Source organism: Streptomyces bacillaris (assembly GCF_003268675.1).
Classification (GTDB): Bacteria; Actinomycetota; Actinomycetes; order Streptomycetales; family Streptomycetaceae; genus Streptomyces; species Streptomyces bacillaris.
In genome coordinates this window covers 4,746,811-4,767,876 of the sequence record NZ_CP029378.1, presented here as the reverse complement: position 1 = coordinate 4,767,876, position 21,066 = coordinate 4,746,811, and the positions used below count along the sequence as shown (strand labels likewise).

Annotated in this window: 17 protein-coding genes; 4 read left to right on the top strand and 13 right to left on the bottom strand. The window is 72.5% G+C overall.

Going from position 1 to position 21,066, the window contains the following annotated elements:
- Positions 1 to 169: 169 nt before the first annotated feature.
- Positions 170 to 1,213 carry a hypothetical protein gene (locus tag DJ476_RS20690; RefSeq protein WP_112491261.1) on the top strand — a complete coding sequence of 348 codons (1,044 nt, stop codon included), beginning with the start codon at positions 170 to 172 and terminating at the stop codon, positions 1,211 to 1,213.
- 130 nt (positions 1,214 to 1,343) lie between these two features.
- Here DJ476_RS20690 and DJ476_RS20685 read toward each other — a convergent pair whose 3' ends face one another.
- The 6 genes from DJ476_RS20685 to DJ476_RS20660 all read right to left on the bottom strand — a co-directional run bounded on the left by DJ476_RS20685 (position 1,344) and on the right by DJ476_RS20660 (position 6,758).
- Positions 1,344 to 1,817 carry a GNAT family N-acetyltransferase gene (locus DJ476_RS20685; RefSeq protein WP_103421112.1) on the bottom strand — a complete coding sequence of 158 codons (474 nt, stop codon included), beginning with the start codon at positions 1,815 to 1,817 and terminating at the stop codon, positions 1,344 to 1,346.
- 40 nt (positions 1,818 to 1,857) lie between these two features.
- The gene (locus tag DJ476_RS20680; RefSeq protein WP_103421113.1) at positions 1,858 to 2,646 is read right to left on the bottom strand and encodes an SDR family NAD(P)-dependent oxidoreductase; all 789 of its coding nucleotides are present in this window, start codon (positions 2,644 to 2,646) and stop codon (positions 1,858 to 1,860) included.
- On the bottom strand, positions 2,643 to 3,809 hold the full coding sequence (locus DJ476_RS20675) for a serine hydrolase domain-containing protein (protein ID WP_103421129.1): 1,167 nt from the start codon (positions 3,807 to 3,809) through the stop codon (positions 2,643 to 2,645). Before DJ476_RS20675 ends, DJ476_RS20680 begins: the two co-directional genes overlap by 4 nt.
- Positions 3,810 to 3,945: 136 nt before the next feature.
- Entirely contained in the window at positions 3,946 to 4,734 is a 789-nt protein-coding gene (locus DJ476_RS20670) for an energy-coupling factor ABC transporter ATP-binding protein (RefSeq protein ID WP_112491260.1), read from the bottom strand.
- The gene (gene cbiQ, locus DJ476_RS20665) at positions 4,722 to 5,486 is read right to left on the bottom strand and encodes a cobalt ECF transporter T component CbiQ (protein ID WP_112491259.1); all 765 of its coding nucleotides are present in this window, start codon (positions 5,484 to 5,486) and stop codon (positions 4,722 to 4,724) included. Before cbiQ ends, DJ476_RS20670 begins: the two co-directional genes overlap by 13 nt.
- A 204-nt stretch (positions 5,487 to 5,690) precedes the next feature.
- Positions 5,691 to 6,758, bottom strand: coding sequence for an energy-coupling factor ABC transporter permease (locus DJ476_RS20660; protein WP_112491258.1), 1,068 nt, complete (start codon positions 6,756 to 6,758; stop codon positions 5,691 to 5,693).
- A 250-nt stretch (positions 6,759 to 7,008) separates the two neighbouring features.
- On the opposite strand from DJ476_RS20660, the gene DJ476_RS20655 reads away from it, so the two are divergent.
- The gene (locus DJ476_RS20655; protein ID WP_112491257.1) at positions 7,009 to 7,464 is read left to right on the top strand and encodes an SsgA family sporulation/cell division regulator; all 456 of its coding nucleotides are present in this window, start codon (positions 7,009 to 7,011) and stop codon (positions 7,462 to 7,464) included.
- Between the two features lie 195 nt (positions 7,465 to 7,659).
- Here DJ476_RS20655 and DJ476_RS20650 read toward each other — a convergent pair whose 3' ends face one another.
- Together DJ476_RS20650 and DJ476_RS20645 are read right to left on the bottom strand one after the other, a co-directional pair.
- Positions 7,660 to 9,990: an MMPL family transporter gene (locus DJ476_RS20650; RefSeq protein WP_112491256.1), complete on the bottom strand. Its 2,331-nt coding sequence runs from the start codon at positions 9,988 to 9,990 to the stop codon at positions 7,660 to 7,662.
- A 189-nt stretch (positions 9,991 to 10,179) separates the two neighbouring features.
- On the bottom strand, positions 10,180 to 10,752 hold the full coding sequence (locus tag DJ476_RS20645; protein ID WP_019762286.1) for a TetR/AcrR family transcriptional regulator: 573 nt from the start codon (positions 10,750 to 10,752) through the stop codon (positions 10,180 to 10,182).
- A gap of 201 nt (positions 10,753 to 10,953) precedes the next feature.
- On the opposite strand from DJ476_RS20645, the gene DJ476_RS20640 reads away from it, so the two are divergent.
- Positions 10,954 to 14,412: a S41 family peptidase gene (locus DJ476_RS20640; protein ID WP_112491255.1), complete on the top strand. Its 3,459-nt coding sequence runs from the start codon at positions 10,954 to 10,956 to the stop codon at positions 14,410 to 14,412.
- A 33-nt stretch (positions 14,413 to 14,445) separates the two neighbouring features.
- Here DJ476_RS20640 and DJ476_RS20635 read toward each other — a convergent pair whose 3' ends face one another.
- From DJ476_RS20635 to DJ476_RS20615, 5 genes are all read right to left on the bottom strand, one after another.
- Positions 14,446 to 16,011 carry a glycosyltransferase family 39 protein gene (locus DJ476_RS20635; RefSeq protein ID WP_112491254.1) on the bottom strand — a complete coding sequence of 522 codons (1,566 nt, stop codon included), beginning with the start codon at positions 16,009 to 16,011 and terminating at the stop codon, positions 14,446 to 14,448.
- Between the two features lie 301 nt (positions 16,012 to 16,312).
- The gene (locus DJ476_RS20630) at positions 16,313 to 16,495 is read right to left on the bottom strand and encodes a hypothetical protein (protein WP_070203610.1); all 183 of its coding nucleotides are present in this window, start codon (positions 16,493 to 16,495) and stop codon (positions 16,313 to 16,315) included.
- Between the two features lie 162 nt (positions 16,496 to 16,657).
- Positions 16,658 to 17,542, bottom strand: coding sequence for an SDR family oxidoreductase (locus DJ476_RS20625; RefSeq protein ID WP_103421121.1), 885 nt, complete (start codon positions 17,540 to 17,542; stop codon positions 16,658 to 16,660).
- Positions 17,539 to 18,495 (bottom strand): alpha/beta fold hydrolase, encoded by a 957-nt coding sequence (locus DJ476_RS20620; RefSeq protein ID WP_103421122.1) that lies wholly within the window; start codon positions 18,493 to 18,495, stop codon positions 17,539 to 17,541. The genes DJ476_RS20625 and DJ476_RS20620 overlap by 4 nt, the downstream gene beginning before the upstream one ends.
- 124 nt (positions 18,496 to 18,619) lie before the next feature.
- The gene (locus DJ476_RS20615) at positions 18,620 to 20,236 is read right to left on the bottom strand and encodes a flavin-containing monooxygenase (RefSeq protein WP_112491253.1); all 1,617 of its coding nucleotides are present in this window, start codon (positions 20,234 to 20,236) and stop codon (positions 18,620 to 18,622) included.
- Between the two features lie 168 nt (positions 20,237 to 20,404).
- Between DJ476_RS20615 and DJ476_RS20610 the strand changes: the two genes are divergently transcribed.
- On the top strand, positions 20,405 to 21,049 hold the full coding sequence (locus tag DJ476_RS20610) for a MerR family transcriptional regulator (protein ID WP_029394932.1): 645 nt from the start codon (positions 20,405 to 20,407) through the stop codon (positions 21,047 to 21,049).
- Positions 21,050 to 21,066: the final 17 nt, after the last annotated feature.

Genomic DNA, 21,066 nt, shown 5'->3' with positions numbered 1-21,066 from the left:
GGCCCGTCACCCACATGGGTGAGGTTTGCCAACTGAGCTGGATTTCGTGCCGGTTGGCAGGCATATGCTCACGCCAGCACCACATCCGACATCAGACATACGTCGGCCCCCGGCCGGGACAGCCATCCCGAACGAGGGCCTGACCACCAAGGAAGAAAACGGCTTCCCGATGGATACCCCGCAGAATACTGCCCTCATGCGCGCCCTGGCAGAGGTTCCCGGACCTCTCCCCACCTCCGGCGTCGTCCACATCACCCTCCCGCACACCGAGCGCTTCACCGTCGTGGGCAACCACCTCGCCCAGAACGCCGCGCTCAGCACCGCCGCCGTCGGCTTCGCCGTACGCATCCAGTCGCTGCCCCAGGGCACCGAAGTCGGCATCAAGGCGCTCGCCGCCCGCTTCCCCGAGGGCGAGAAGCTCATCGCCGCCGCCCTGCGCGAGCTGGAGGCCCACGGCTACCTGCAACGCACCCGCGTACGCCTCCCGAACGGCCGGATGGTCACCCGCACGGTCTTCTGCAACCACCCGGAAGCCCTGTTACGCCCGCGCCCGGCGGACGCCTCGAAGCGAGGCCCAGACCTGGTTGCGGCCCCAGTTGCGGTCTCGGTCCCGGCTCACATCCCCGCCCCGGCCCCCGCCCCGGCCCCGGCCCCGGCCCCGCCTCACGTCACGGCCCCGGCCCCCGAGACGCACCAGGCACCCGCACCGTCCCCCGTAACAAGGCAGTCCGTAGCAGACCACCGGCCCGTATCCACCCCACGCCTCGTACCGCCCCCGACCGCGCCCAAAGCCCCGCCCCGGCCGCTCCCGCAACCCCGCGAGCTGACCCCCGGGCTACAACAGGCAGCCGTCGCTCTCCTCTCCGACCTGCGGCGGCACGCGCCCGGACTCGTGCTCTCCGAGGCCGACATCGAACGCCTCACCCCCGCCACGGCCACCTGGCTCGAACGGGACGCGCACCCCGACACCATCCGCCGGGCCCTCACCACCGACCTCCCGCAGCCCGTCAAATACCCGGCCAAGTTCGTGCGGCACCGCCTCACCGTGCTCCTGCCGCCACCCCTCCCCGGCACCGAGGAACTGGCCCCGGCCCGGCCCCGTACCGTCGTCATCCCCCTGCAGACCTGCGAAGGCTGCGAACGCGCCTTCCGCTCGCGCACCCCCAGCCTCTGCCGCGACTGCCGGACCGCCTGCGAACAGCCCGCCGCCTGAGGGGGCGGGCCACCCTTCCGCGAGGATGGGGCGGTGCGGTCTGCGGGAAGGGGCTCGGCAGGCCCGGTACCTCAGCCTCCGCCGACGAAGGACGCCCGACGTCATGACCTGTCCGCACACCCCAGGGCGCTCACCCCGCCCACTCCGCCACCACCTCACCGTCCTCCTCCACCCCCGTCGGGCGGAAGCCGAGCGCGGTGTACAGGTGGGCGGCGGCCTGGTTGGCCGGGGCGTAGGAGAGGCGGACCGCTCGGCAGTTCTCGCGGGTCGTGAGCCAGGTCGTCAGGGTGCGTACGGCGGCTGCGCCGATGCCCCGGCCCTGGTGGGCGGCGTCGATGAGCATGCCGCCGATCCAGTACGAACCGTCCTCGTCCCGGCCCCACATGATGTGGCCGGTCACCTCGTCGCCCGCGAGGACTGCCCGGGAGTGCCAGGTGTCCTCGCGGGCTGTCAGGACGAGGTAGCGGGCGGCCAGGGCCGGGACCCAGTCGCGCTGGTCGTCGCGCGGGGCGCAGTCCGCGACCGCCCGCCAGTTGTCCGCGTCCACCTCGTGGAGGGTGACTTGGCGGCCCGAGCGGTCCGTGTGGCCATACGTGATGATCATGTGGGGAGGGTAGAGGCGGCCGCGACGGGCTGCCAGGGAATTACTCCCCGGACTCCATCGCCCGCCGGAAGCCCGTGTTCACCGCCAGGATGCCGCCGTCCACCCGCAGCGTCGTCCCGGTGATCCACGAGGCGTCGGAGGAGGCGAGGAAGGCGACCGCCGACGCGATGTCCTCGGGGGTGCCGATCCGGCCCAGGGGGTAGAGCGCCGCCGCGCGTTCGAGTTCCGCGTCGCGGCCCGACCAGGCCGCCGTGCGGATCGTGCCGGGTGCCACCAGGTTGACCCGTACGCCACGCGGTCCCGCGTGGCCCGCCAGCGTACGGGTCAGGCTCACCAGGCCCGCCTTGGCCGCGCTGTACGCGTGGCCGCCGAAGTCCTGCTCGCCGTTGACCGAGCCGATGGTGACGATCGCGCCCCGGCCCGAGGCCACCAGGTGCGGCAGGGCGGCGCGGGCGCAGCGGAAGGGGCCGGAGAGGGTGATGTCCAGGTCGCGGTCCCACTCCTCGTCCGTCTCGTCCTCGAAGAGCTTCGCGTCCTCGCTCGCCGCGTACGCGTTGTTGACCAGGACGTCGAGCCCGCCGAAGGTCTCGACCGCGTACGCCACCGCCGCCTCCACCGCCGCCCGGTCGGCCACGTCGCAGGCCAGCGAGTCGGCCGTGCCGCCCGCCTCGCGTATCGCCGCCGCCGTGTCGGAGGCGCGCTCCGCGTCCAGGTCGGTGACGAGGACTTTGGCGCCTTCTGCCGCCAGGCGGTGGGCCGTTGCGGCGCCGATGCCCTGGCCGGCGCCGGTGATCAGGATGCTGTAACCGTCGAAGCGAGGTCGTGTCATAGCGCCGACCGTACTGCTCTGACCAGTGCCTGGGCACGGGGGTCGGCGGTGACTCCCTTCTGGAGGCCGTTGGTCACGTAGCCGAACGCGATACCGGATTCGGGGTCCGCGAAGCCCAGGGAGCCGCCGCGGCCCGGGTGGCCGAACGAGCCGGGGCCCAGCAGCGGGGCCGCCGGGCCGTGCAGCATGTAGCCGAGGCCGAAGCGGGTGCTGACGACCAGGACCCGGTCGGGGCCCGCCGACTCCTCGGTGCGGGCCAGCGTGAGGGTCGCGGGGGCGAACAGTCGGCGGTGGCCGTCGACCGGGCCGATCATCGCCGCGTAGCAGTGGGCCAGGCCCCGGGCGGTGGCGATGCCGTTGGAGGCGGGGAGTTCCGCCGTACGGTAGGCGGCGTCGTTCTCGTCGGGGAGCGGGTCGATCGCGCCGAACGCCCGGCGGGTGAGCGACTCCGGGTCGCGGTAGGCGTCGACCACCGAGCGCTTGGGGCGGACGCGCAGGGCCCCGGAGACCTCCCCCGGCGCCGGGGGCTCCACCGGGCCGATGCGGCCGATGCGGTGGGCCTCCTCGGCGGGCAGCCCGAACCAGAAGTCCAGGCCCAGCGGGCGCGCGATCTCCTCCGCGATCCAGCGGCCGATGGTGCGGCCGGTGGCGCGGCGGACCAGTTCGCCGATGAGCCAGCTGTACGTCTGGGCGTGGTAGCCGTGGTCCGTGCCCGGCTCCCACTGCGGGCGCTGCGCGGCGACGGCGGCCGGTCCACAGACCCCGTCGGCGGCCTCGGCCGGGGTGAGGGGGCGGTCCAGGGCGGGGACGCCCGCGCGGTGGGCCAGGAGGTCGCGGACCAGGACGCGTTCCTTGCCGTTCGCCTTGAACTCCGGCCAGTACGTGGAGACCGGGGCGTCCAGGTCGACCTGCCCGCGCTGGTGGAGCAGGAGGGGGACGGCGGCGGCGATGCCCTTGCCCGCCGAGCGCACGATCTGGACCGTGTCGACCGCCCAGGGCTCGGTACCGTCCACGTCTCTCGTACCGGCCCACAGGTCCACGACCTTGCGCCCGTCGCGGTAGACGGCCACGGCCGCGCCGCGCTCGCCCCGCTGCTCGAAGTTACGGACGAAGGCCTCCGCGACCGGTTCGAATCCGGGTGCCACCGTGCCCCGTACGTCCACGTCCACGTCCCTGCCCATGTCCGCTCCCGTACCCGCCGTGCTCACTCCCGCGCTCCCGCTCATCACCCCATGGTGCACGGCCCGGCGGGGTGCCCGTGGGGCGGGTCACCGTCACCACCGCACTGTCACGAGCTGTTTACGGCGACGGAACCGTCACCGACCTCGGGTCGAAGCCGAACGGCAGCTCCAGCCGGTGCGTGCGCATCAACTCCTCGTCGCAGAGCAGGTCCTGCGTCCGTCCGTCGGCGGCGATCACCCCGTCGCTGAGGATCACCGCGCGCGGGCACAGCTCCAGCGCGTACGGCAGGTCGTGCGTGACCATCAGCACGGTGACGTCCAACGAGCGGAGGATGTCGGCCAGTTCGCGGCGGGAGGCCGGGTCCAGGTTGGAGGACGGCTCGTCCAGGACGAGGATCTCCGGCTCCATCGCGAGGACGGTCGCCACGGCGACGCGGCGGCGCTGGCCGAAGGAGAGGTGGTGCGGCGGGCGGGCCGCGTACTCCGCCATCCCGACCTGCTTCAGCGCCCGCACCACCCGCTCCTCCAGCTCGGGGCCGCGCAGGCCGGAGGCGGCCGGGCCGAAGGCGACGTCCTCGCGGACCGTGGGCATGAAGAGCTGGTCGTCCGGGTCCTGGAAGACGATGCCCACCCGGCGCCGGATCTCCGCCAGGTGCCGCTTGGCCACGGGGAGTCCGGCGACCCGGACCGTGCCGGAGCCCGCCTCCAGGATGCCGTTGAGGTGCAGGACGAGCGTGGTCTTGCCCGCGCCGTTGGGGCCGAGGACCGCGACGCGTTCGCCGCGCCCCACGGTCAGGTCGACGCCGAAGAGGGCCTGGTGGCCGTCGGGGTAGGCGTAGGCGAGGCCGCTGACGTCGAGCGACGGGGCGGGGGCCTGAGCCCCGGAGGAGGAGGTCACAGGGTCCATCCCAGCAGACAGATCGCGAGCGCGAGTACGGGGAGCGTCGCCGCGTACGCCCATTGGGTCCGGTCCGCCGTCACCTCGTCGATCACCGGCATCGTGCCCCTGTACCCCCGGCTCACCATGGCGAGGTGGACCCGCTCGCCGCGTTCGTACGAGCGGATGAACAGGGCGCCCATCGAGGTGGCCAGGACACCCCAGTGCCGTACGCCGCGCGCCTCGAACCCCCGGGAGCGGCGGGCGATGGACATGCGCCGCATCTCGTCGGTGATGACGTCCCCGTACCGGATCATGAACGACGCGATCTGGACCAACAGCGGCGGCAGCTTCAGCCGCTGGAGGCCGAGCAGGACCTCGCGCAGTTCGGTGGTGGAGGCGAGGAGGACCGAGGCGGCGACGCCCAGGGTGGCCTTGGCCAGCACGTTCCAGGCGCCCCAGAGGCCGGGGACGCTGACGGAGACGCCGAGGACGGTCGTCTGCTCACCCGGCACCACGAACGGCATGAGCAGCGCGAACGCCACGAACGGCACCTCGATGACCAGGCGCTTCAGCAGGAAGCCGGGTGGGATCCTCGCCACCGCCGCGACGGCGGCGAGGAGGGCCGCGTACAGCCCGAAGGCCCACATCGCCTCGCGCGGGGTGGAGACGACGACGAGGACGAAGCCGAAGACGGCGGCCAGTTTGCAGTGCGGGGGCAGCCGGTGGACCGGGCTGTCCCCGTGCCGGTAGAGCTTGTGGGCGTGGCCCGTCGCTGCCATGGTCGCCCCCTTCCTGTCGGGCTGTTTCGGGCTGTCGGGCCGCTCGTTCACCTGGGTCGGACTGCTGGCCTTCCGAGTCGGACCGCTCGCCTTCCGGGTCGGGCCGCTGCCCCCCTGGGCCGGGCCGCTCACTCGTCCGGGTCGGGCCGCTCGCCCCCTGGGCCGGGCCGCTCGGCTTCCCCGCCGGGCCTCGGCCCCCGGCCCTCAGACGTTCTCGTGGTCCGACCGCGCGGGGCCGCCCCGCTCGTCCTCCCTGCGGCGGCGCACCACCCAGAAGACGCCCGTGCCCACGACCACCGTGGCGCTGACGCCGATCACCCCGGCCAGCCCGCCGGAGAGCCGGGCGTTCGCGATGTCGCCCACCCCGTAGTCGGCGAGCGGGGAGTCGGCCGCGCCGTGTTCCTCCACCTTCTCGTCGATGCCCTGGTCGGCAGCGACCCGCTCCAGGCCGTCGGGGCTGGCGGAGGCGTAGAAGGAGACGAAGCCGGCGAGGAGGAAGGCCGAGACCAGGCCGGTGATCAGGAAGCCGCGGTTGGAGCGGTGGGCGGTGGCGGGCTCGGGCTCGCGGGTGGGGGCCGGGGCGTCGACCAGTTCGCCGTCGACCCGGAGCTTGAGGGGGGCGGTCAGGGCGCCCTGGACGCCGTGGACGAGGTCGGGGCGTACGGCGAGGACCGCGCCCACCGTCAGCGCGGTGATCACCGCCTCCCCGATGCCGATCAGGACGTGCACGCCGACCATGGCCGTGAACACCTTGCCGATCGGAATGTCCGTGGTGCCGCCGATCCAGTAGAGCAGCGTGAACGCGGCGGCCGACGCCGGTACGGAGACGAGCGCGGCGACGAACGCCGAGGCCGTCGCGGACCGGCGCGTGCGCGGCAGCAGGCCTGTGAGCAGGCGGAACACCCCGTACGCCACCACGACGGTGACCACTCCCATGACGGTGATGTTCACGCCGAGCGCGGTGAGTCCGCCGTCCGCGAAGAAGATGCCCTGCATCAGCAGCACCACGGAGAGACAGAGCACCGCCGTATAGGGCCCGACCAGGATCGCGGCCAGGGCCCCTCCCATCAGGTGGCCGCTGGTACCGGCGGCCACCGGGAAGTTCAGCATCTGTACGGCGAAGATGAAGGCGGCCACCAGTCCGGCGAGCGGGGCGGTGCGCTCGTCCAGTTCGCGGCGGGCGCCCCGGAGGCTGACGGCCACCGCGCCCGCGGCGAACACCCCGGCGGCGACGGAGACAGGTGCATCGATGAATCCATCGGGTACATGCATGACAGAGGCTCCGCTTCCTGCGGTTCCGCACGGTGTCCGCGTCCGCCTGGACGCGGCTCTGCGGGCGGGGTCATGAACCCATCAATAATAGTGCTCTCTTGCGAACCATGCGCAAGAGCGGAGGCCCGGCAGCCGAATCCCGTCCGGCCGGGCCACCACTCTCCGTCACGTGAGCACACGCTCACCGTGCCAAATTCGTGAAATATGGGACATTAGAGGGCAGAGAGACACATATAGGAGGAGCCGGCCCATGTCCCCTGTGATCGAAGAACATGCACGCGCCCGGCTCATCACCGATGGCCCTCTGACCCGTCCGGTCCCCGTCGACCTGCGCTACGACGCGGCCGACGACCCCCGCACCGTCCACATCGGACTGCCCGACGGCACCGACTGGGCGTTCGGCCGCGATCTGCTGGAGCGCGGGCTGCGCACCCCGATCGAGCGCGGGGCCGTCCGCGTCTGGCCCTGCGGCCGGACCCAGCTGATCGTGGAGCTGCACTCGACGGACGGGGTGGAGGTGTTCCAGTTCGAGATCAGGACGCTGATCCGCTTCCTGGCCCGCACCCGCGCACAGGCCCCGGCGGCGAGCGCGGCCAACGCAGCGCCGTCCTCCGACGGGAGCCCGGAGAAACGGCCCTCCCGCACCCGCCCGGGACCGAAGGAAGCCCAGCCGGACCCCAAGGGCGCCCAGCCCGCCCGCGGTTGAAGCCGCCGCACGCGAACCCGGCGCACACGAAACCGGCGTACGGATACGCGGAGAAGGCCCCCGTGCTGATCGCACGGGGGCCTTCTCGCTGCCCCGGTCCCCCGTCCCCACAGGTAACCGGCGCTTCCGGGGCCGCGCTCCGCTCAGACGCGGCCCCGGGGTCCTAGGGGCCGGGCCGATCAAGGGCCCCGGGGATCAGACGCGTACGAGCTCGCGCTCGCCGCCGTGTCCGTCCCCGCCGTCGGAGTCGGAACCGGAGTCCGAGCCGGACGCGGCAGGCCCCTCCGTCAGCTGCTTCTGCAGCTTCTCGCCCTCCACGTCCACGTTGGGCAACGCCCGGTCCAGCCAGCGCGGCAGCCACCAGGCCTTCCGGCCCAGCAGGGCCAGGACGGCCGGCACGATCGCCATGCGCACCACGAAGGCGTCGAAGAGGACCGCGACCGCGAGCGAGAAGCCGATCATCTTGACCATCTGCTCGCTGGAGCCGATGAAGCCCGCGAAGACCGCCATCATGATCACGGCCGCAGCCGTGACCACCCGGGCGCCGTGCTGGAAGCCGGTCACGATGGCCTGGCCGGGGCTCTCGCCGTGGACGTACGCCTCGCGCATCCGGGTGACGAGGAAGACCTCGTAGTCCATCGCGAGGCCGAAGACCACACCGACCATGAAGATCGGCATCATGCTCATGATCGGACCGGTCTGCTCGACCCCGAAGAGCGAGCCGAGCCAGCCCCACTGGAAGACCGCGACGACCGCGCCGAGGGCCGCGATGACCGAGAGCAGGAAGCCGAGGGCCGCCTTCAGCGGGACGAGGATCGAGCGGAACACCAGCATCAGCAGCAGGAACGCGAGGCCGACGACGAGCGCCAGGTAGGGCACCAGGGCGTCGTTCATCTTCTGCGAGAAGTCGATGTTCATCGCGGTGGCACCGGTGACCAGGACCTCGGCCCCGGTGTCGGCCTTGATGTCCCTGCCCGCGTCACGGATGTCGTGGACGACCTCCTCGGTGGCGTGGGAGGACGGCCGGTCCTTCGGGATGACGGTGATCATCGCGGTGTCGCCGGCCTTGTTGAACCGGGCCGGGGTGACGGCGACGACGCCGATGGACTCGATCTCCTTGGAGACCCGCTCGGCCGCGGCCTTCGGGTCGGAGCTGTCCTTGCCGTCCATGACGACCATCAGCGGCCCGTTGAAGCCGGGGCCGAAGCCGTCGGAGAGCATGTCGTACGCCTGGCGCTGCGTGGTGGACTTCGGCTGGGCGCCGTCGTCGGGCAGGCCCATCTCCAGGGACGCGGCGGGTACGGCGATGACGCCGAGGCCGAGGATGCCGACCAGCATCACCCAGACCGGCCTGCGCAGCACGAACCGGGCCCAGCGGGTGCCCATGTTGGGCTTGGCGTCGGCGCCCTTGGCCGTGTCCTTGGCCTTGGCCGTGTCCTCGGCCTTGTCGAGGCTGGGCGTCTTCGCGCCCTTGGCGTCGGTGCTCTCCGCCGCCTCCGCGCCCTTACGGGCCTTGCGGCCCATGACCCGCTTGCCCGCGAAGCCCAGCAGGGCCGGGACGAGGGTGAGGGCGATGACCACGGCGATGGCGACCGTACCGGCGGCGGCGAAGCCCATCTTCGTCAGCATCGGGATGTTGACGACGGCGAGGCCCACCAGCGCGATGACCACGGTCAGACCGGCGAAGACGACGGCCGACCCGGCGGTGCCGACGGCCCGCCCGGCCGCGTCCTCGCGCTCGCGGCCGTCGGCCAGCTCGGCGCGGTAGCGGGAGACGATGAAGAGGGCGTAGTCGATGCCGACCGCGAGGCCGATCATCGAGGCGAGGATCGGGGTGGTGGAGCCCAGGTCCAGCACATTGGCCAGGGCCGTGATGAGCGAGACCCCGATGCCGACGCCGATGAGCGCGGTGACCAGCGGCAGTCCGGCGGCGATCAGCGAGCCGAAGGTGATGACCAGGACGATCGCCGCGATGACGACCCCGATGATCTCGGCGGTCCCGGTGTGCGGCATGACCTGGAGCGCGTCACCGCCGATCTCCACCTTCATCCCGCTGCCCTGCGCGTCCTTGCCCGCCTCTTCCAGGGCGTCCCGGGTCTGGTCGGTCAGCTCCATGGAGTTGACCTTGTAGCTCACCGAGATGTACGCGGTCGAACCGTCCTGGCTCACCGCCTGCGCCTCGAACGGGTCGGCCACCTGGGCGACCTGGTCGGAGCCGGAGCGCAGCTCCTTCACGATGCCGGTGATCTCGCCCTTGTTGGCGGCGTCGGTGACCTTCTCGCCCTCGGGCGCCTTGAAGACGACCCGGGCGGTGGCCCCGTCGGCACTGGCACCGGGGAAGCGCTGTTCCAGCAGGTCGAAGGCGCGCTGCGCCTCCGTACCGGGGATGGAGAAGGAACTGGAGGTCGCGGTGGACGCGGAGGCCGCACCGAATCCGGCGAGCGCCAGCAGCGCCACCCAGATCAGGGCGACGAAGCGGCGGCGGCGGAAGGTGAGCCGTCCGAGCTTGTAGAGGAAAGTGGCCACGGGGGCGTACTCCCGGTCAGGTCGTATGAGTGGAAACTGGGCGTGAGGTGCCGGCCCGACGACGAGAGCGGCGTGTCAGGTACGAGTGATGCGTCGGGGAGAGGGCCGTACGGTGGCGGAGCCCTGGGGAGGGGCCCTACCGGGGACGTCGGACTCCGGGGCCGGGGAGAGCCACGGAGCCGCGTGCGGTCAGACGCCGAGGGCGGGGAGCACCACGGAGTCCACGTAGTCGGTGAGGAACGCCCGGTCGACCGGGCGGTCCTCGATCAGCTGCCGGGCGGCCAGCGCGCCGATCAGCATGTGCGGGATGTACTTCAGCGCCGGGTTGTCCGCGCGCAGTTCGCCCCGGGCCACCGCCCGCTGGAGCATCTCGTCGAACCCGTTCATCTCCGGTTCGATCAGAAGCTCGCGCAGGGCCTGGAGCAGCTCGGGGTACTCGTGGACGGCATGGCTCAGACCCCGCATCAGCGCGGCGTCCTTCTCCATCTGGCAGTCGTCGGTCCGGCTCAGCACGGTGTGGAAGTCGCCGCGCAGCGAGCCGGTGTCGATGTCGGAGAGGTCTCCCGGCTTGTTGTGCCGGAGCGCCTTGGCGACCAGCTCGGGCTTGGAGCCCCACTGGCGGTAGAGGGTGGCCTTGCTCGACCGGGTGCGGGCGGCGATGGCGTCCATGGTCAGGGCGTCGTAGCCGACCTCGCGGAGCAGATCGAGGACGGCCTCGTACAGCTCGCCCTCACGCTCGGGTGTCAGCCTGGTGCGTGCCATGGGCCGACCTCCTTCGCTCACTCACGCGTATCCGTCGTTCCGGTCACGGATTATGCCGCTCCCGGTCCGTTCCGCTCACCATCGAACGAAACTGTTTCGTACAGCAGAACCGTACCCCCTTCCCCCAGCGAAACGAAATCGTTTCGCTTGTGGGCTGCACCACAAGTTGCCCCGGGCCCTGCGCGCGGAAAGCATTGGGGGGTGAGTGACGACGTCGCGTATCTCCGGTTCCCGCACCTCCACCAGGACATGCTCTGCTTCGCCGCCGAGGACGATCTCTGGGTCGCCCCCCTCGCCCCGGCGGGCCACCGGCCGGGGCGGGCCTGGCGGGTGACCGTCGACCGGACCCGGGTCAGCCACCCCCGCTTCTCGCCCGACGGCACCTCCATCGCCTACACGACCTGGCGCACGCTCGACCCCGAGATCCACCTCGCCCCGGTCGACGGCGGCCCGGCCCGCCGGCTCACCTACTGGGGCTCGACCGACGCCCGGGTCTGCGGCTGGACCCCCGATCCGCCCGACGCCACGCAGATCCTCGCCGTCTCCTCGCACAACCAGCCGTTCTCGTACTTCTCCTGGGCCTACAGCGTCCCCACCGACGGCGGCCCCGGCGGGCGGCTCCCCTGGGGCCCGGTCTCCGACATCGCGGTGGCCGACCTGGACGGCGAGCGCCGCACCCTGCTCCTCACCGGCACGCCCCCGCACGAACCGGCCGCCTGGAAGCGGTACCGGGGCGGGGCCATGGGCCGCCTCTGGCTGCACGGGGAGCGGCTGCTGCCGGACATCGACGGGCACCTGGCCTCCCCGATGTTCGTGGGGCGCCGGATCGCGTTCCTCTCCGACCACGAGGGCGTCGGCAACCTCTACTCCTGCCGGACCGACGGCACGGACCTGCGCCGCCACACCGACCACGACGCGTTCTACGCCCGGCACGCCTCCAGCGACGGCCACCGGGTCGTCTACCAGTGCGCCGGAGACCTCTGGCTGGTGGAGGACCTGGAGTCGCCGGACGCCACCCCGCGCAAGCTGGAGGTACGGCTCGGCGGGCCGCGCACCGGCCGCCGCTGCCACCAGGTGCCCGCCGCCAGCAACGTCGACTCGCTCTCGGTCGACGAGACGGGCCGGGCCAGCGCCGTCACCGTACGCGGCAGCCTCTACTGGCTCACCCACCGCGACGGCCCCGCCCGCACCATCAGCGACACCCCCGGGGTGCGGGTGCGGCTGCCGGAGATGCTGGGGAGCGGGGGCCGGGTCGCGTACGTCACCGACGCGGACGGCGAGGACGCGGTGGAGATCGCCTACCTCCCGCGCGCCAGCGGCGACCGGGCCCCGCGCCGGCTCGCCTCGGGGCAGCTGGGCCGCGTACAGGAGATGGTCTCCGACCCGGACGGGGAGCGGCTGGCCATCGCGTCGAACGACGGCAGGCTGCTGCTCCTGGACACGGGGGAGCCGGAGGAGACGGGGGCGGCCGCGACGACAGGGGCGGCCGACGGGGCCGAGATGGCTGAGGTGACCGAGGAGACCGAGGAGATCCGGGAGCGCCCCCGTACCGGCTCCACCCGGGCCGACCTCTACGCGGCCACGGGCGCCGCCGTCCCCGAGAGCATCACGGCGCCCGTCGACGAGCACCCCGGCCTCACCGAGCTGATCCGCTCGGTCAACGGCCCGGTCCGCGATCTGGCGTTCTCGCCCGACGGCGACTGGCTGACCTGGTCGCACCCGGGGATCGGCCGCTCGCTGCGCCAGATCAAGCTGGCCCGGATCTCCGGCCCCGGCGCCCCGGTGATCGTGGACGTGACCAACGGCCGCTTCGAGGACGAGAACCCGGTCTTCACGGAGGACGGCCGCTATCTGGCTTTCCTCTCCTGGCGGGGCTTCGACCCGGTGTACGACGTCCACACCGGGGACCTCTCCTTCCCGCTGGGCTGCCGCCCGTATCTGGTCCCGCTCTCCTCGGCGACCCCGTCCCCCTTCGCGCTCTCACCGGACGGGCGCCCGGCGGCGGGTGGCCTGGACCCGATAGACGTTCCGGAAGCGGGGAGTACGGGTGAAGGCTCCACGGTCATGGTGGAGTTCGAGGGCCTGGAGAGCCGGGTGACGCCGTTCCCGGTCTCCGCCTCCAAGTACTCGGCGCTGCACCCGGTGAGCGGCGGCGGTCTTGTCTGGCTGCGCTGGCCGATCTCGGGGGCGCTGGGCGAGACGTTCGCCAACCCGGCCGACATGTCGGGGCGGCCGACGCTGGAGCACTTCAACATCGCGAAGGCCCGGAAGACCGAACTGGTCGACCACCTCGACTGGTTCGCGGTCAGCGGCGACTGTTCGCGCCTGGTCGTGATGGACGACGGCGAGCTGCGGGCCGTCCCCGCCACCGAGCCGGGCGACGGCGACTCCACGGTCTACCTGGACCTGCGCCGCATCCTGCACGAGGTGGACCCGGGGGCGGAGTGGCGGCAGGCGTACGGGGAGGCGGGCCGGATCATCCGCTCCTACTTCTGGGAGCCGGACATGTGCGGCATCGACTGGGACGGCGTACTGGACCAGTACCGCCCGCTGATCGAACGGGTCGCCTCCCCCGACGAGTTCGCGGACCTGCTGCGCGAGGTGCTGGGCGAGCTGGGCACCTCGCACGCGTACGTCTCCCCCGCCCGCCGTAACGAGGGCCCGCCGCACTACCAGCGGGCGATCGGCCTGCTGGGCGCCAACCTGGTCTGCCGGGAAGGGTCTTGGGTGGTCCAGCGCATCCTCCCCGGCGACTCGTCCGACTCCAAGGCCCGCTCCCCGCTGGCCGGTACGGGCATCCGCGAGGGCGCGGTCCTGACGCATGTGGACGGCCGCCCGGTGGACCCGGTGACGGGCCCGTACCCGCTGCTGACGGCGGCCGGGGGCACCACGGTGGAGCTGACGTTCACCCCCGCGGGAGGCGGCCCGTCCCGCCGGGTGGCGATCCTTCCCCTGGTCGACGAGCGCCCGCTGCGCTACCAGGACTGGGTGGCCAAACGGCGTGACGTCGTACGGGAGTTGAGCGGCGGCAAGTGCGGCTATCTGCATATCCCGGACATGGGCGGCTCGGGCTGGGCCCAGTTCAACCGCGACCTGCGCCTGGAGGTCTCCCGGCCCGCGCTGATCGTGGACGTACGGGGCAACGCGGGCGGCCACATCAGCGAGCTGGTGGTGGAGAAGCTCACCCGCAAGATCCTCGGCTGGGACCTGACCCGTAACGCCCAGGCGGTGAGCTACGCCTCCAACGCCCCGCGCGGCCCGGTCGTCGCCCTGGCCGACGAGGCGACCTCCTCCGACGGCGACATGATCACCGCGGCGTTCCGGCTGCTGAAACTGGGCCCGGTGGTGGGCCAGCGGACGTGGGGCGGGGTGGTCGGCATGACCGGCCGCCACCGGCTGGGCGACGGCACGGTGATCACGGTCCCGATGAACGCGGCCTGGTTCGACACCTACGGCTGGTCGGTGGAGAACCACGGCGTGGAACCGGACGTGAAGGCCCTGCGCACCCCCCTGGACTGGGCGGAGGGCCGCTACGCCGTCCTCGACGACGCGGTCCGGGTCGCCCTGGACCTCCTCGCCGCCCACCCGGCCTCGACCCCACCCACGTACGACACCGCCCCGAACCTGCGCCGGCCGCCACTGCCGCCGAGGAGGTCCTGAGGAGGTCTCCCTGAGGGCCAGGGGCCCAAGGCGTCAACGAGGCGTCGTACGGCGCTCGTAGAGGGTCACCCGGCGGCCGCGGGTCTGGGTGTCGGTGACGATCCTGAAGTGGTTGCGCAGGACGGAGCGCTTCATCCGGTCCCGTTCGGTGGCGGGCGGGCGGGAGACGGCGGGAGCGTCCGTCACCAGGAGGATGCGGCGGTGGGTGAGCATCGCCGCCCGTATGCGGGCCGGTTCGGCCTCCACGCCCTTCAAGGTGCCGGACCGCTCCGGGGTGCGGGCCAGCGCTATGTCCTCCAGGCCGGAGAAGGCGTCCGGGGAGACCAGCCGGGTGTCGCGCCGGGCCGACGGGAAGAAGAGCACCGCGTCCCCGGGCCGCTTCAGCCGTCGTACGTCGTCGGCCGCCGCGAGGACGTCGTCGACCCGGCTCGCCGGGGAGCGCTTGGCGAGCGCCTGCGGGAGCAGGGCCACCGCCGCCACGGCGACGATCGCCGGAAGGAGCCACCAGCCCGCTCGCGGGAGCCGCCGTGACACCGTCCGGACCGCCACCCCGATCGCCGCGCCGATCAGCAGCGCCAGGCCCAGCAGGCTGAAGAGGACGTACCGGTCCAGGAACAGCGGCTGGATCAGGGAGAGTCCGGCGAGGCCGAGGTGGGGCACCACGAGCAGCGGCAGTCCGACGGCCGCCGCCGAGGGGCCGTCCGGCCGGTGCGGGGACCGTCGGTCCAGCAGTGCGCCCGCCCCGCCGACGGCCAGCAGGACCGCCGGGCCGATCAGCATGTGCCAGGTCAGCGGCGGTATCCACGACACCTGCGCGGACTGGCTCCGGCTGAACAGGACCAGCGGGAGCACACAGGCCACGGCGGCCACGGCGGCGGCCGCCCAGCGTTTCCCGAGTCCGGCGGACCCACCGGACCCGCCGCGTCCGCCGGGTTCTCTGGATTCTCCGGGTTCTCCGGGTTCTCCTGGTCCGCCGAGATCGTGGCCGCTCCGGCCGCCCCGGCCGCCCCGGCCGTTCCTCCCGCTGAGCAGCAGCGTCAGCAGATGGGCCGGGAGGATCATGAGCGAGAGCCAGTTCAGCAGGCCGCACAGCGCGACCGTCCCGCTGTACGCGATCCAGTGCACCGCCCTCCCCCGCCCCTCCAGCAGGGTGACCAGGAGCAGCGTGGAGACTCCGGCCCCGGCCGCCACCAACGCGTACGGCCGCCCCTCCTGGAGGTAGAACTGCACGGCCGGCAGCAGCCCCAGGGCCACTCCGCCGCCCAGCCCGGCCCATGGGCCCGCCAGCCGGTGGCCGAGGGCCGCCACGCAGGCGGCGGCCACCGCCGTGGCCACCACCGAGGGCAGCCGCAGCACGGTGGTGCCGGGGCCGAACAGCTCGAACAGGCCGTGCATCAGCAGGTAGTAGAGCCCGTGCACGACATCGACGTTGCCGAGCAGTTGCACGATCTCGGCCGTGGAGCGCCGGGCCACCTGCCAGGTCGCCGCCTCGTCCCGCCACACGCTGTTCTGCCGCGAGAGCCCCCACAGGCCGAGGGCGGAGGTCCAGAGCGCCGCTGCCGACGGGACGAGGAGACGGACAGTGCGAGCTGTGAACACGGAGGAGCTTCCCGGGGTGACGGCTGTCGTGCAGGGCAGGGCGGGAAACCCCTGCGGCCCCCCACCGACCCTGCATCGTACGCACCATTGTTCGATTGACGATCAAACGTGTGCCCCGGACCCGGCTCCGTACCACAAGTCCGTTACGACAATCCCCGTACGGCGATCCCGGTGCGGCAAGCTCCGTACAACAAGTCCGTACAGCAAGAAGGAGGCGCATCCGGTCACCCGGATACGCCTCCTGACGCGACGCGCACGCACGCGCACAGCGCAGCGCGCACGCGTCACACCTCAGCGACCGTCAACGGTCAAAGCGCTCCCGCGCCTGCTCGGCCGCGTCACGGGCCTGCTCCTGGGCCTGGCGCCCGCGCTCCTGACCCTGCTGGCCGCGCTCCCGGGCCTGGTCCTTGTCCTGACCGGCCTTCTGCTTGGCCTGGTCCGCGAGCTCCTGCGCCTTGTCCTTGAACTGGTCTGCGATACCCATGCTGTTCACTCCTGTGGGATGCGTGGGGTACGTGTGGGATGGCCCCCAGCGGGGCCGTGCCCAGCGTTGCACGCCCCGACATCCCGCGCATTTCGGACCGCTACCCACCGTGACGCCCGCCGTGAGGCCCCGCCGTGACGCCTCACCGCGAGCCCCCCTCCGCTACGTACGCTCCGCCCGCGCGTCCTGGTCCGCCGCTCCCCCGGCCCCCACCAGCCCCTTCGGCACGGTGTGCAGGCGCGGTTCGAAGCGCCGCATCTCGCGCTGGCCGCCGATCGCGATGACCGAGGGCAGATAGCCCCGGACCGACTGCATCCCGCGCAGCCACCACTGGGCGTACACATGCGGGGAGCGCCGGGCGATGCCGTCCACGATCCGGTCGACGGCCGGGCCGAGCGGGTACGTGCGGTTCATCGGCCACGGCAGCCGCTGCCTCAACTCCCGCATCACCTCGTCCTGATCGGCGCCGCGCACCATGTCCGTGTCGGTCCAGGAGAGGTATCCGACGCCCACCTTCACGCCCTTGTAGCCGACCTCCGCGCGCAGGCTGTGCGCGAACGCCTCCACACCCGACTTGGAGGCGCAGTACGCCGTCATCATCGGCGCCGGGGTGATCGCGGCCAGCGAGGCTATCTGGAGGAAGTAGCCGCGGCTCTCCATCAGCACCGGCAGGAACGCCCGCCCGGTGACCGCCCCGCCGATCAGGTTGACCTCGATGACCCGCCGCCAGGCGTCCGGGTCGGAGTCGACGAACGGGCCGCCGGCGGCGACGCCCGCGTTGGCGACGACCACGTCGACCTTGCCGAACCGCTCCTTGACCTCGCGCGCCACCCGGGCCATCGCCGCGTGGTCGGTGACGTCCGCGAACCAGTGGTCGCTCTCGCCGTGCAGCCGGTCGGAGACCTGCTTCAACTCGTCCGGCTCCAGGCCGACCAGCGCCAGCGTCGCACCACGCGCCGACAGCTTGCGGGCCAGCAGCTCGCCCACACCCCGGGCCGCGCCGGTCACGACGACGACCTGGCCCTCCAGACTCCGCCTGCTGCTCATGCGACATCCTCCTTCTCGGACGTGGCGGCCGTGTTCGCCTCGGTGACCTCGGTGGTCGCGACGTACCGGGTGGTCAGTTCCCTGAGCTTCGCCGTGACCGCCTCCGGGGCCTCCACCGGCGTCATGTGCCCCATGCCCGCCAGCTCGGTGAGCCCGAGGCCGACCGGGAGCGCAGCCGCGATGGCCCGCGCGTGGACCGGCGGGGTGAGCCGGTCGTCCGTACCGGCGATGACCGCCGTCGGCACCCGCAGCTCGCGAACCTCGGCCGTCACCTCCAGCTCCGCGAGCACCTGCCCCCATCCCACCCTCGCCCGGCGCGGGCAGGCGTGCACGATACGGGCGCAGGTGTCGACGCGGCCGGGGGCCGAACCGGCGCCCATGGTCGCGTACTTGAGGATACGTTTCGACACCGGATTGACCGGCCCCAGCGGCGCCTTCGCCCCCAGGATCGCGGTCGTCAGCCGGGTCCGGAACCCGCTCGGCCGCAGCGGTACGACGGTGGCCTCGGCGGTGAGCCGGCCGCTGCCGGTGGAGCAGAGCAGGACGGCGGCGGCGTGCTCGCGCAGGCCCGGGCGGCGGGCGGCGGCCATCAGCGTCATCCCGCCCATGGAGTGCCCGGCCAGCACCGCCTTCCGCCCGGGGGCGAGGGTGGCGGCGAGCACGGCTTCCAGGTCGTCGGCGAGGGCGTCGACGCTGTAGCCGCCGGGGCCGGGTTCGGGGGTGAGGCCGTGGCCGCGCTGGTCGTAGGCGATGACGCGGTGGTCGGCGGCGAGGTCCCGGATCTGCGCGGCCCAGAAGTGGGTGTTGCAGGTCCAGCCGTGGGCGAGGACCACCGCGGGGGCGTCCTCGGGGCCGTACAGCTCGACGTGGATGCGGGAGCCGTCGGCCGACGTGACGAAGAGTTCACTCGCGGGGACGGGCGGAGCACCGTCGCGGTGGAGGAGCCGGCTCATCGGACGGCCTCCTCGGCCGTGACGCGGTACGGGAGGGGACACACGGCGGCCTCCCCGGCTGTAACGCGGCACGGAAGGCAACGCGCGGCCGCCTCCGTACCCGTATCGCGCTGCGAAAGTCGGCTCATCGCGCAGCCTCCTCCGCCACCGCGTCCCCCGCGGCGACCGTCTCGCGCTCCCCGCGCCCCGGCTGCTCCGGTACGAGCCCGCTCCCGGTGAGCCGCCCCGCCTCACCGGCTCGCACGCCCCCGGCCGCGCCCGGCGTCCCGGTCGCCCGGATGACGTCGTACTCCGCGAGGTCCACCGTCCGCGTCTGGCGCCGGAACTCGCCCGTCGTGCCCGGCCAGACCGTGGTGTTGCGGCCCTCGGCGTCCAGGTACCAGCTGGTGCAGCCGCCGGTGTTCCACACCGTGCGCTTCATCCGCTCCTGGACCTTGTCGTTCCACGCGGTGACGGCGGCGGAGCGGGCGCCGAGCGCGGCCCGGCCGCCCAGCACGTTCAACTGGCGCAGATAGTCGGCCATGTAGTTCAGCTGGGACTCGATCATCAGGATCATCGAGGAGTTCCCGAGGCCCGTGTTGGGGCCGATGATCGTCATCCAGTTGGGGAACCCGGCGGCGGTCGCGCCGCGCAGCGAGTTCATCCCGTCCTTCCAGGTCTCCGCGAGGGTGATGCCCTCCTCGCCGACGACCCGTTCCGCGATCGGCATGTCCGTCACATGGAAGCCGGTGCCGAAGATGATCGCGTCGACCTCCGCCTCGCTGCCGTCGGCGGCGACGACGGTAGAGCCGCGTATCTCGCTGAGCCCGGAGGCGACCACGTCCACATTGGGCTGGGCGAGGGCCGGGTAGTAGGTGCTGGAGAGCAGGATGCGCTTGCAGCCGATGCGGTAGTCCGGAGTCAGCTTGGCCCGCAGCGCCGGGTCCTTGATGGCCCGTGCCATGTTGGCCTTGGCCAGCTTCTCCACCAGGCCCAGTTGGTCGGGGTGCTTGGTGAAGGCGCTCACCTGCAACTCCCGTATGCCCCAGAGCAGTCCGCGGCGGGCGGTGCCGGTCGCGGGTATCGCCCGGTGGAGCGCGCGCTCGGCCTTGCTGATGGTGCGGTCCATGCGCGGCATGACCCACGGGGGCGTGCGCTGGAAGAGCGTGAGCTTCGCCGTCCTCGGCTGGATGGCCGGGACGATCTGGATGGCGGAGGCGCCCGTTCCGACCATGGCGACCCGCTTGCCGGTCAGGTCGTAGTCGTGGTCCCAGCGGGCGGAGTGGAAGACCTTGCCGGGGAAGGAGTCGAGTCCGGGGATGTCGGGCATCTTGGGGTCGGAGAGCGGCCCGGTGGCGGAGATGACGACGTCCGCGCGCAGGGTGGTGCCGCCCGCGGACTCGATCACCCAGTACAGGTTCTCCCTGTCCCAGCTCATCAGCTTCACCTCGTGGTTCAGCCGGATGTGCGGGCGGAGCCCGAAGGTGTCCGCGACCCGCTCCAGATAGGCCCGGATGTGCTCCTGGCCGGAGAAGGTGCGCGGCCAGTCGGGGTTGGGCGCGAAGGAGAAGGAGTAGAGGTGGGACGGCACGTCGCAGGCGCAGCCGGGGTAGCTGTTGTCGCGCCAGGTGCCGCCCACGGAGTCGGCCCGCTCCAGGACGACGAAATCGGTGATGCCTTCGCGGCGCAGCCGGACGGCGGCCCCCAGGCCCCCGAATCCGGTACCGATCACCGCCACACGTACGTGCTCCTGCTGGGCCATGCTGCCGCCTCCCGCGGTACGTCACGCGACTCCGCCAGCAATCACTGGCATGGTTCGGAGAGTAGAGCAGGGCCGTACTGATGGGTAGGGGTCCGACCGAGGAAAGTTACTGGCGGTACAACATAGGGTGCCCCTGTGGCTGACGGACGCGAGCACCGCGAATACCGCATGGAGGAGCTGGCCAAGGAGGCCGGGATCACCGTGCGGACCCTGCGCTTCTACCGGGAGCGCGGCCTGATCCCGCCGCCCCGCCGCGAGGGCCGGATCGCCTGGTACGACGACCACCACCTGGCCCGACTACGGACGATCGCGGCCCTGCTGGAGCGCGGTCACACCCTCAACGGCATCGCGGACCTGGCCGCCACCTTCGAGAGCGGGCGCGATGTGGCCGAGGTGCTGGGGCTCGGCGAGCCGACCGAGGAGACCCCGGTCCGGCTCACCCCGGAGCAGCTCGCGGACTACTTCGAGGGCGAGGTCACCCCGGAGAACCTGGCCACCGCGCTGGACCTGGGCTATCTGGCCACCGACGGCGACGAGATCGTCCACATCAGCCGCCGCCTCCTGGAGGTGTCGGCGCAGCTCGTACGGGAAGGGGTGCCGCTCGCCACGGTGCTCTCCTCGGGCCGACGCGTCCGCGAGCACGCGGACGCCCTCGCCGAAATCTTCGTACGCGTACTGCATGCCCACGCCCAGGAGACCGAACCGGCCCAACTGCGGCCACTGGCCCGCGCGGTGGTGGACGCGGAGCTGTCGATGGCGCTGGACCGGAGGCTGCGCCGCGAGGACGGCACGCAGCCCCCGAAGGCCGGCTGAGCGCGCGGGACCACCAC

Coding starts and splice junctions, on each gene's coding strand:
- DJ476_RS20645 (WP_019762286.1), bottom strand. CDS start 10,752: ATGGCACGCACCAGGCTGACACCCGAGCGTGAGGGCGAGCTGTACGAG.
- DJ476_RS20625 (WP_103421121.1), bottom strand. CDS start 17,542: ATGAGCAGCAGGCGGAGTCTGGAGGGCCAGGTCGTCGTCGTGACCGGC.
- DJ476_RS20690 (WP_112491261.1), top strand. CDS start 170: ATGGATACCCCGCAGAATACTGCCCTCATGCGCGCCCTGGCAGAGGTT.
- DJ476_RS20660 (WP_112491258.1), bottom strand. CDS start 6,758: ATGCATGTACCCGATGGATTCATCGATGCACCTGTCTCCGTCGCCGCC.
- DJ476_RS20615 (WP_112491253.1), bottom strand. CDS start 20,236: ATGGCCCAGCAGGAGCACGTACGTGTGGCGGTGATCGGTACCGGATTC.
- DJ476_RS20655 (WP_112491257.1), top strand. CDS start 7,009: ATGTCCCCTGTGATCGAAGAACATGCACGCGCCCGGCTCATCACCGAT.
- DJ476_RS20670 (WP_112491260.1), bottom strand. CDS start 4,734: ATGGACCCTGTGACCTCCTCCTCCGGGGCTCAGGCCCCCGCCCCGTCG.
- cbiQ (WP_112491259.1), bottom strand. CDS start 5,486: ATGGCAGCGACGGGCCACGCCCACAAGCTCTACCGGCACGGGGACAGC.
- DJ476_RS20685 (WP_103421112.1), bottom strand. CDS start 1,817: ATGATCATCACGTATGGCCACACGGACCGCTCGGGCCGCCAAGTCACC.
- DJ476_RS20680 (WP_103421113.1), bottom strand. CDS start 2,646: ATGACACGACCTCGCTTCGACGGTTACAGCATCCTGATCACCGGCGCC.
- DJ476_RS20610 (WP_029394932.1), top strand. CDS start 20,405: ATGGAGGAGCTGGCCAAGGAGGCCGGGATCACCGTGCGGACCCTGCGC.
- DJ476_RS20620 (WP_103421122.1), bottom strand. CDS start 18,495: ATGAGCCGGCTCCTCCACCGCGACGGTGCTCCGCCCGTCCCCGCGAGT.
- DJ476_RS20630 (WP_070203610.1), bottom strand. CDS start 16,495: ATGGGTATCGCAGACCAGTTCAAGGACAAGGCGCAGGAGCTCGCGGAC.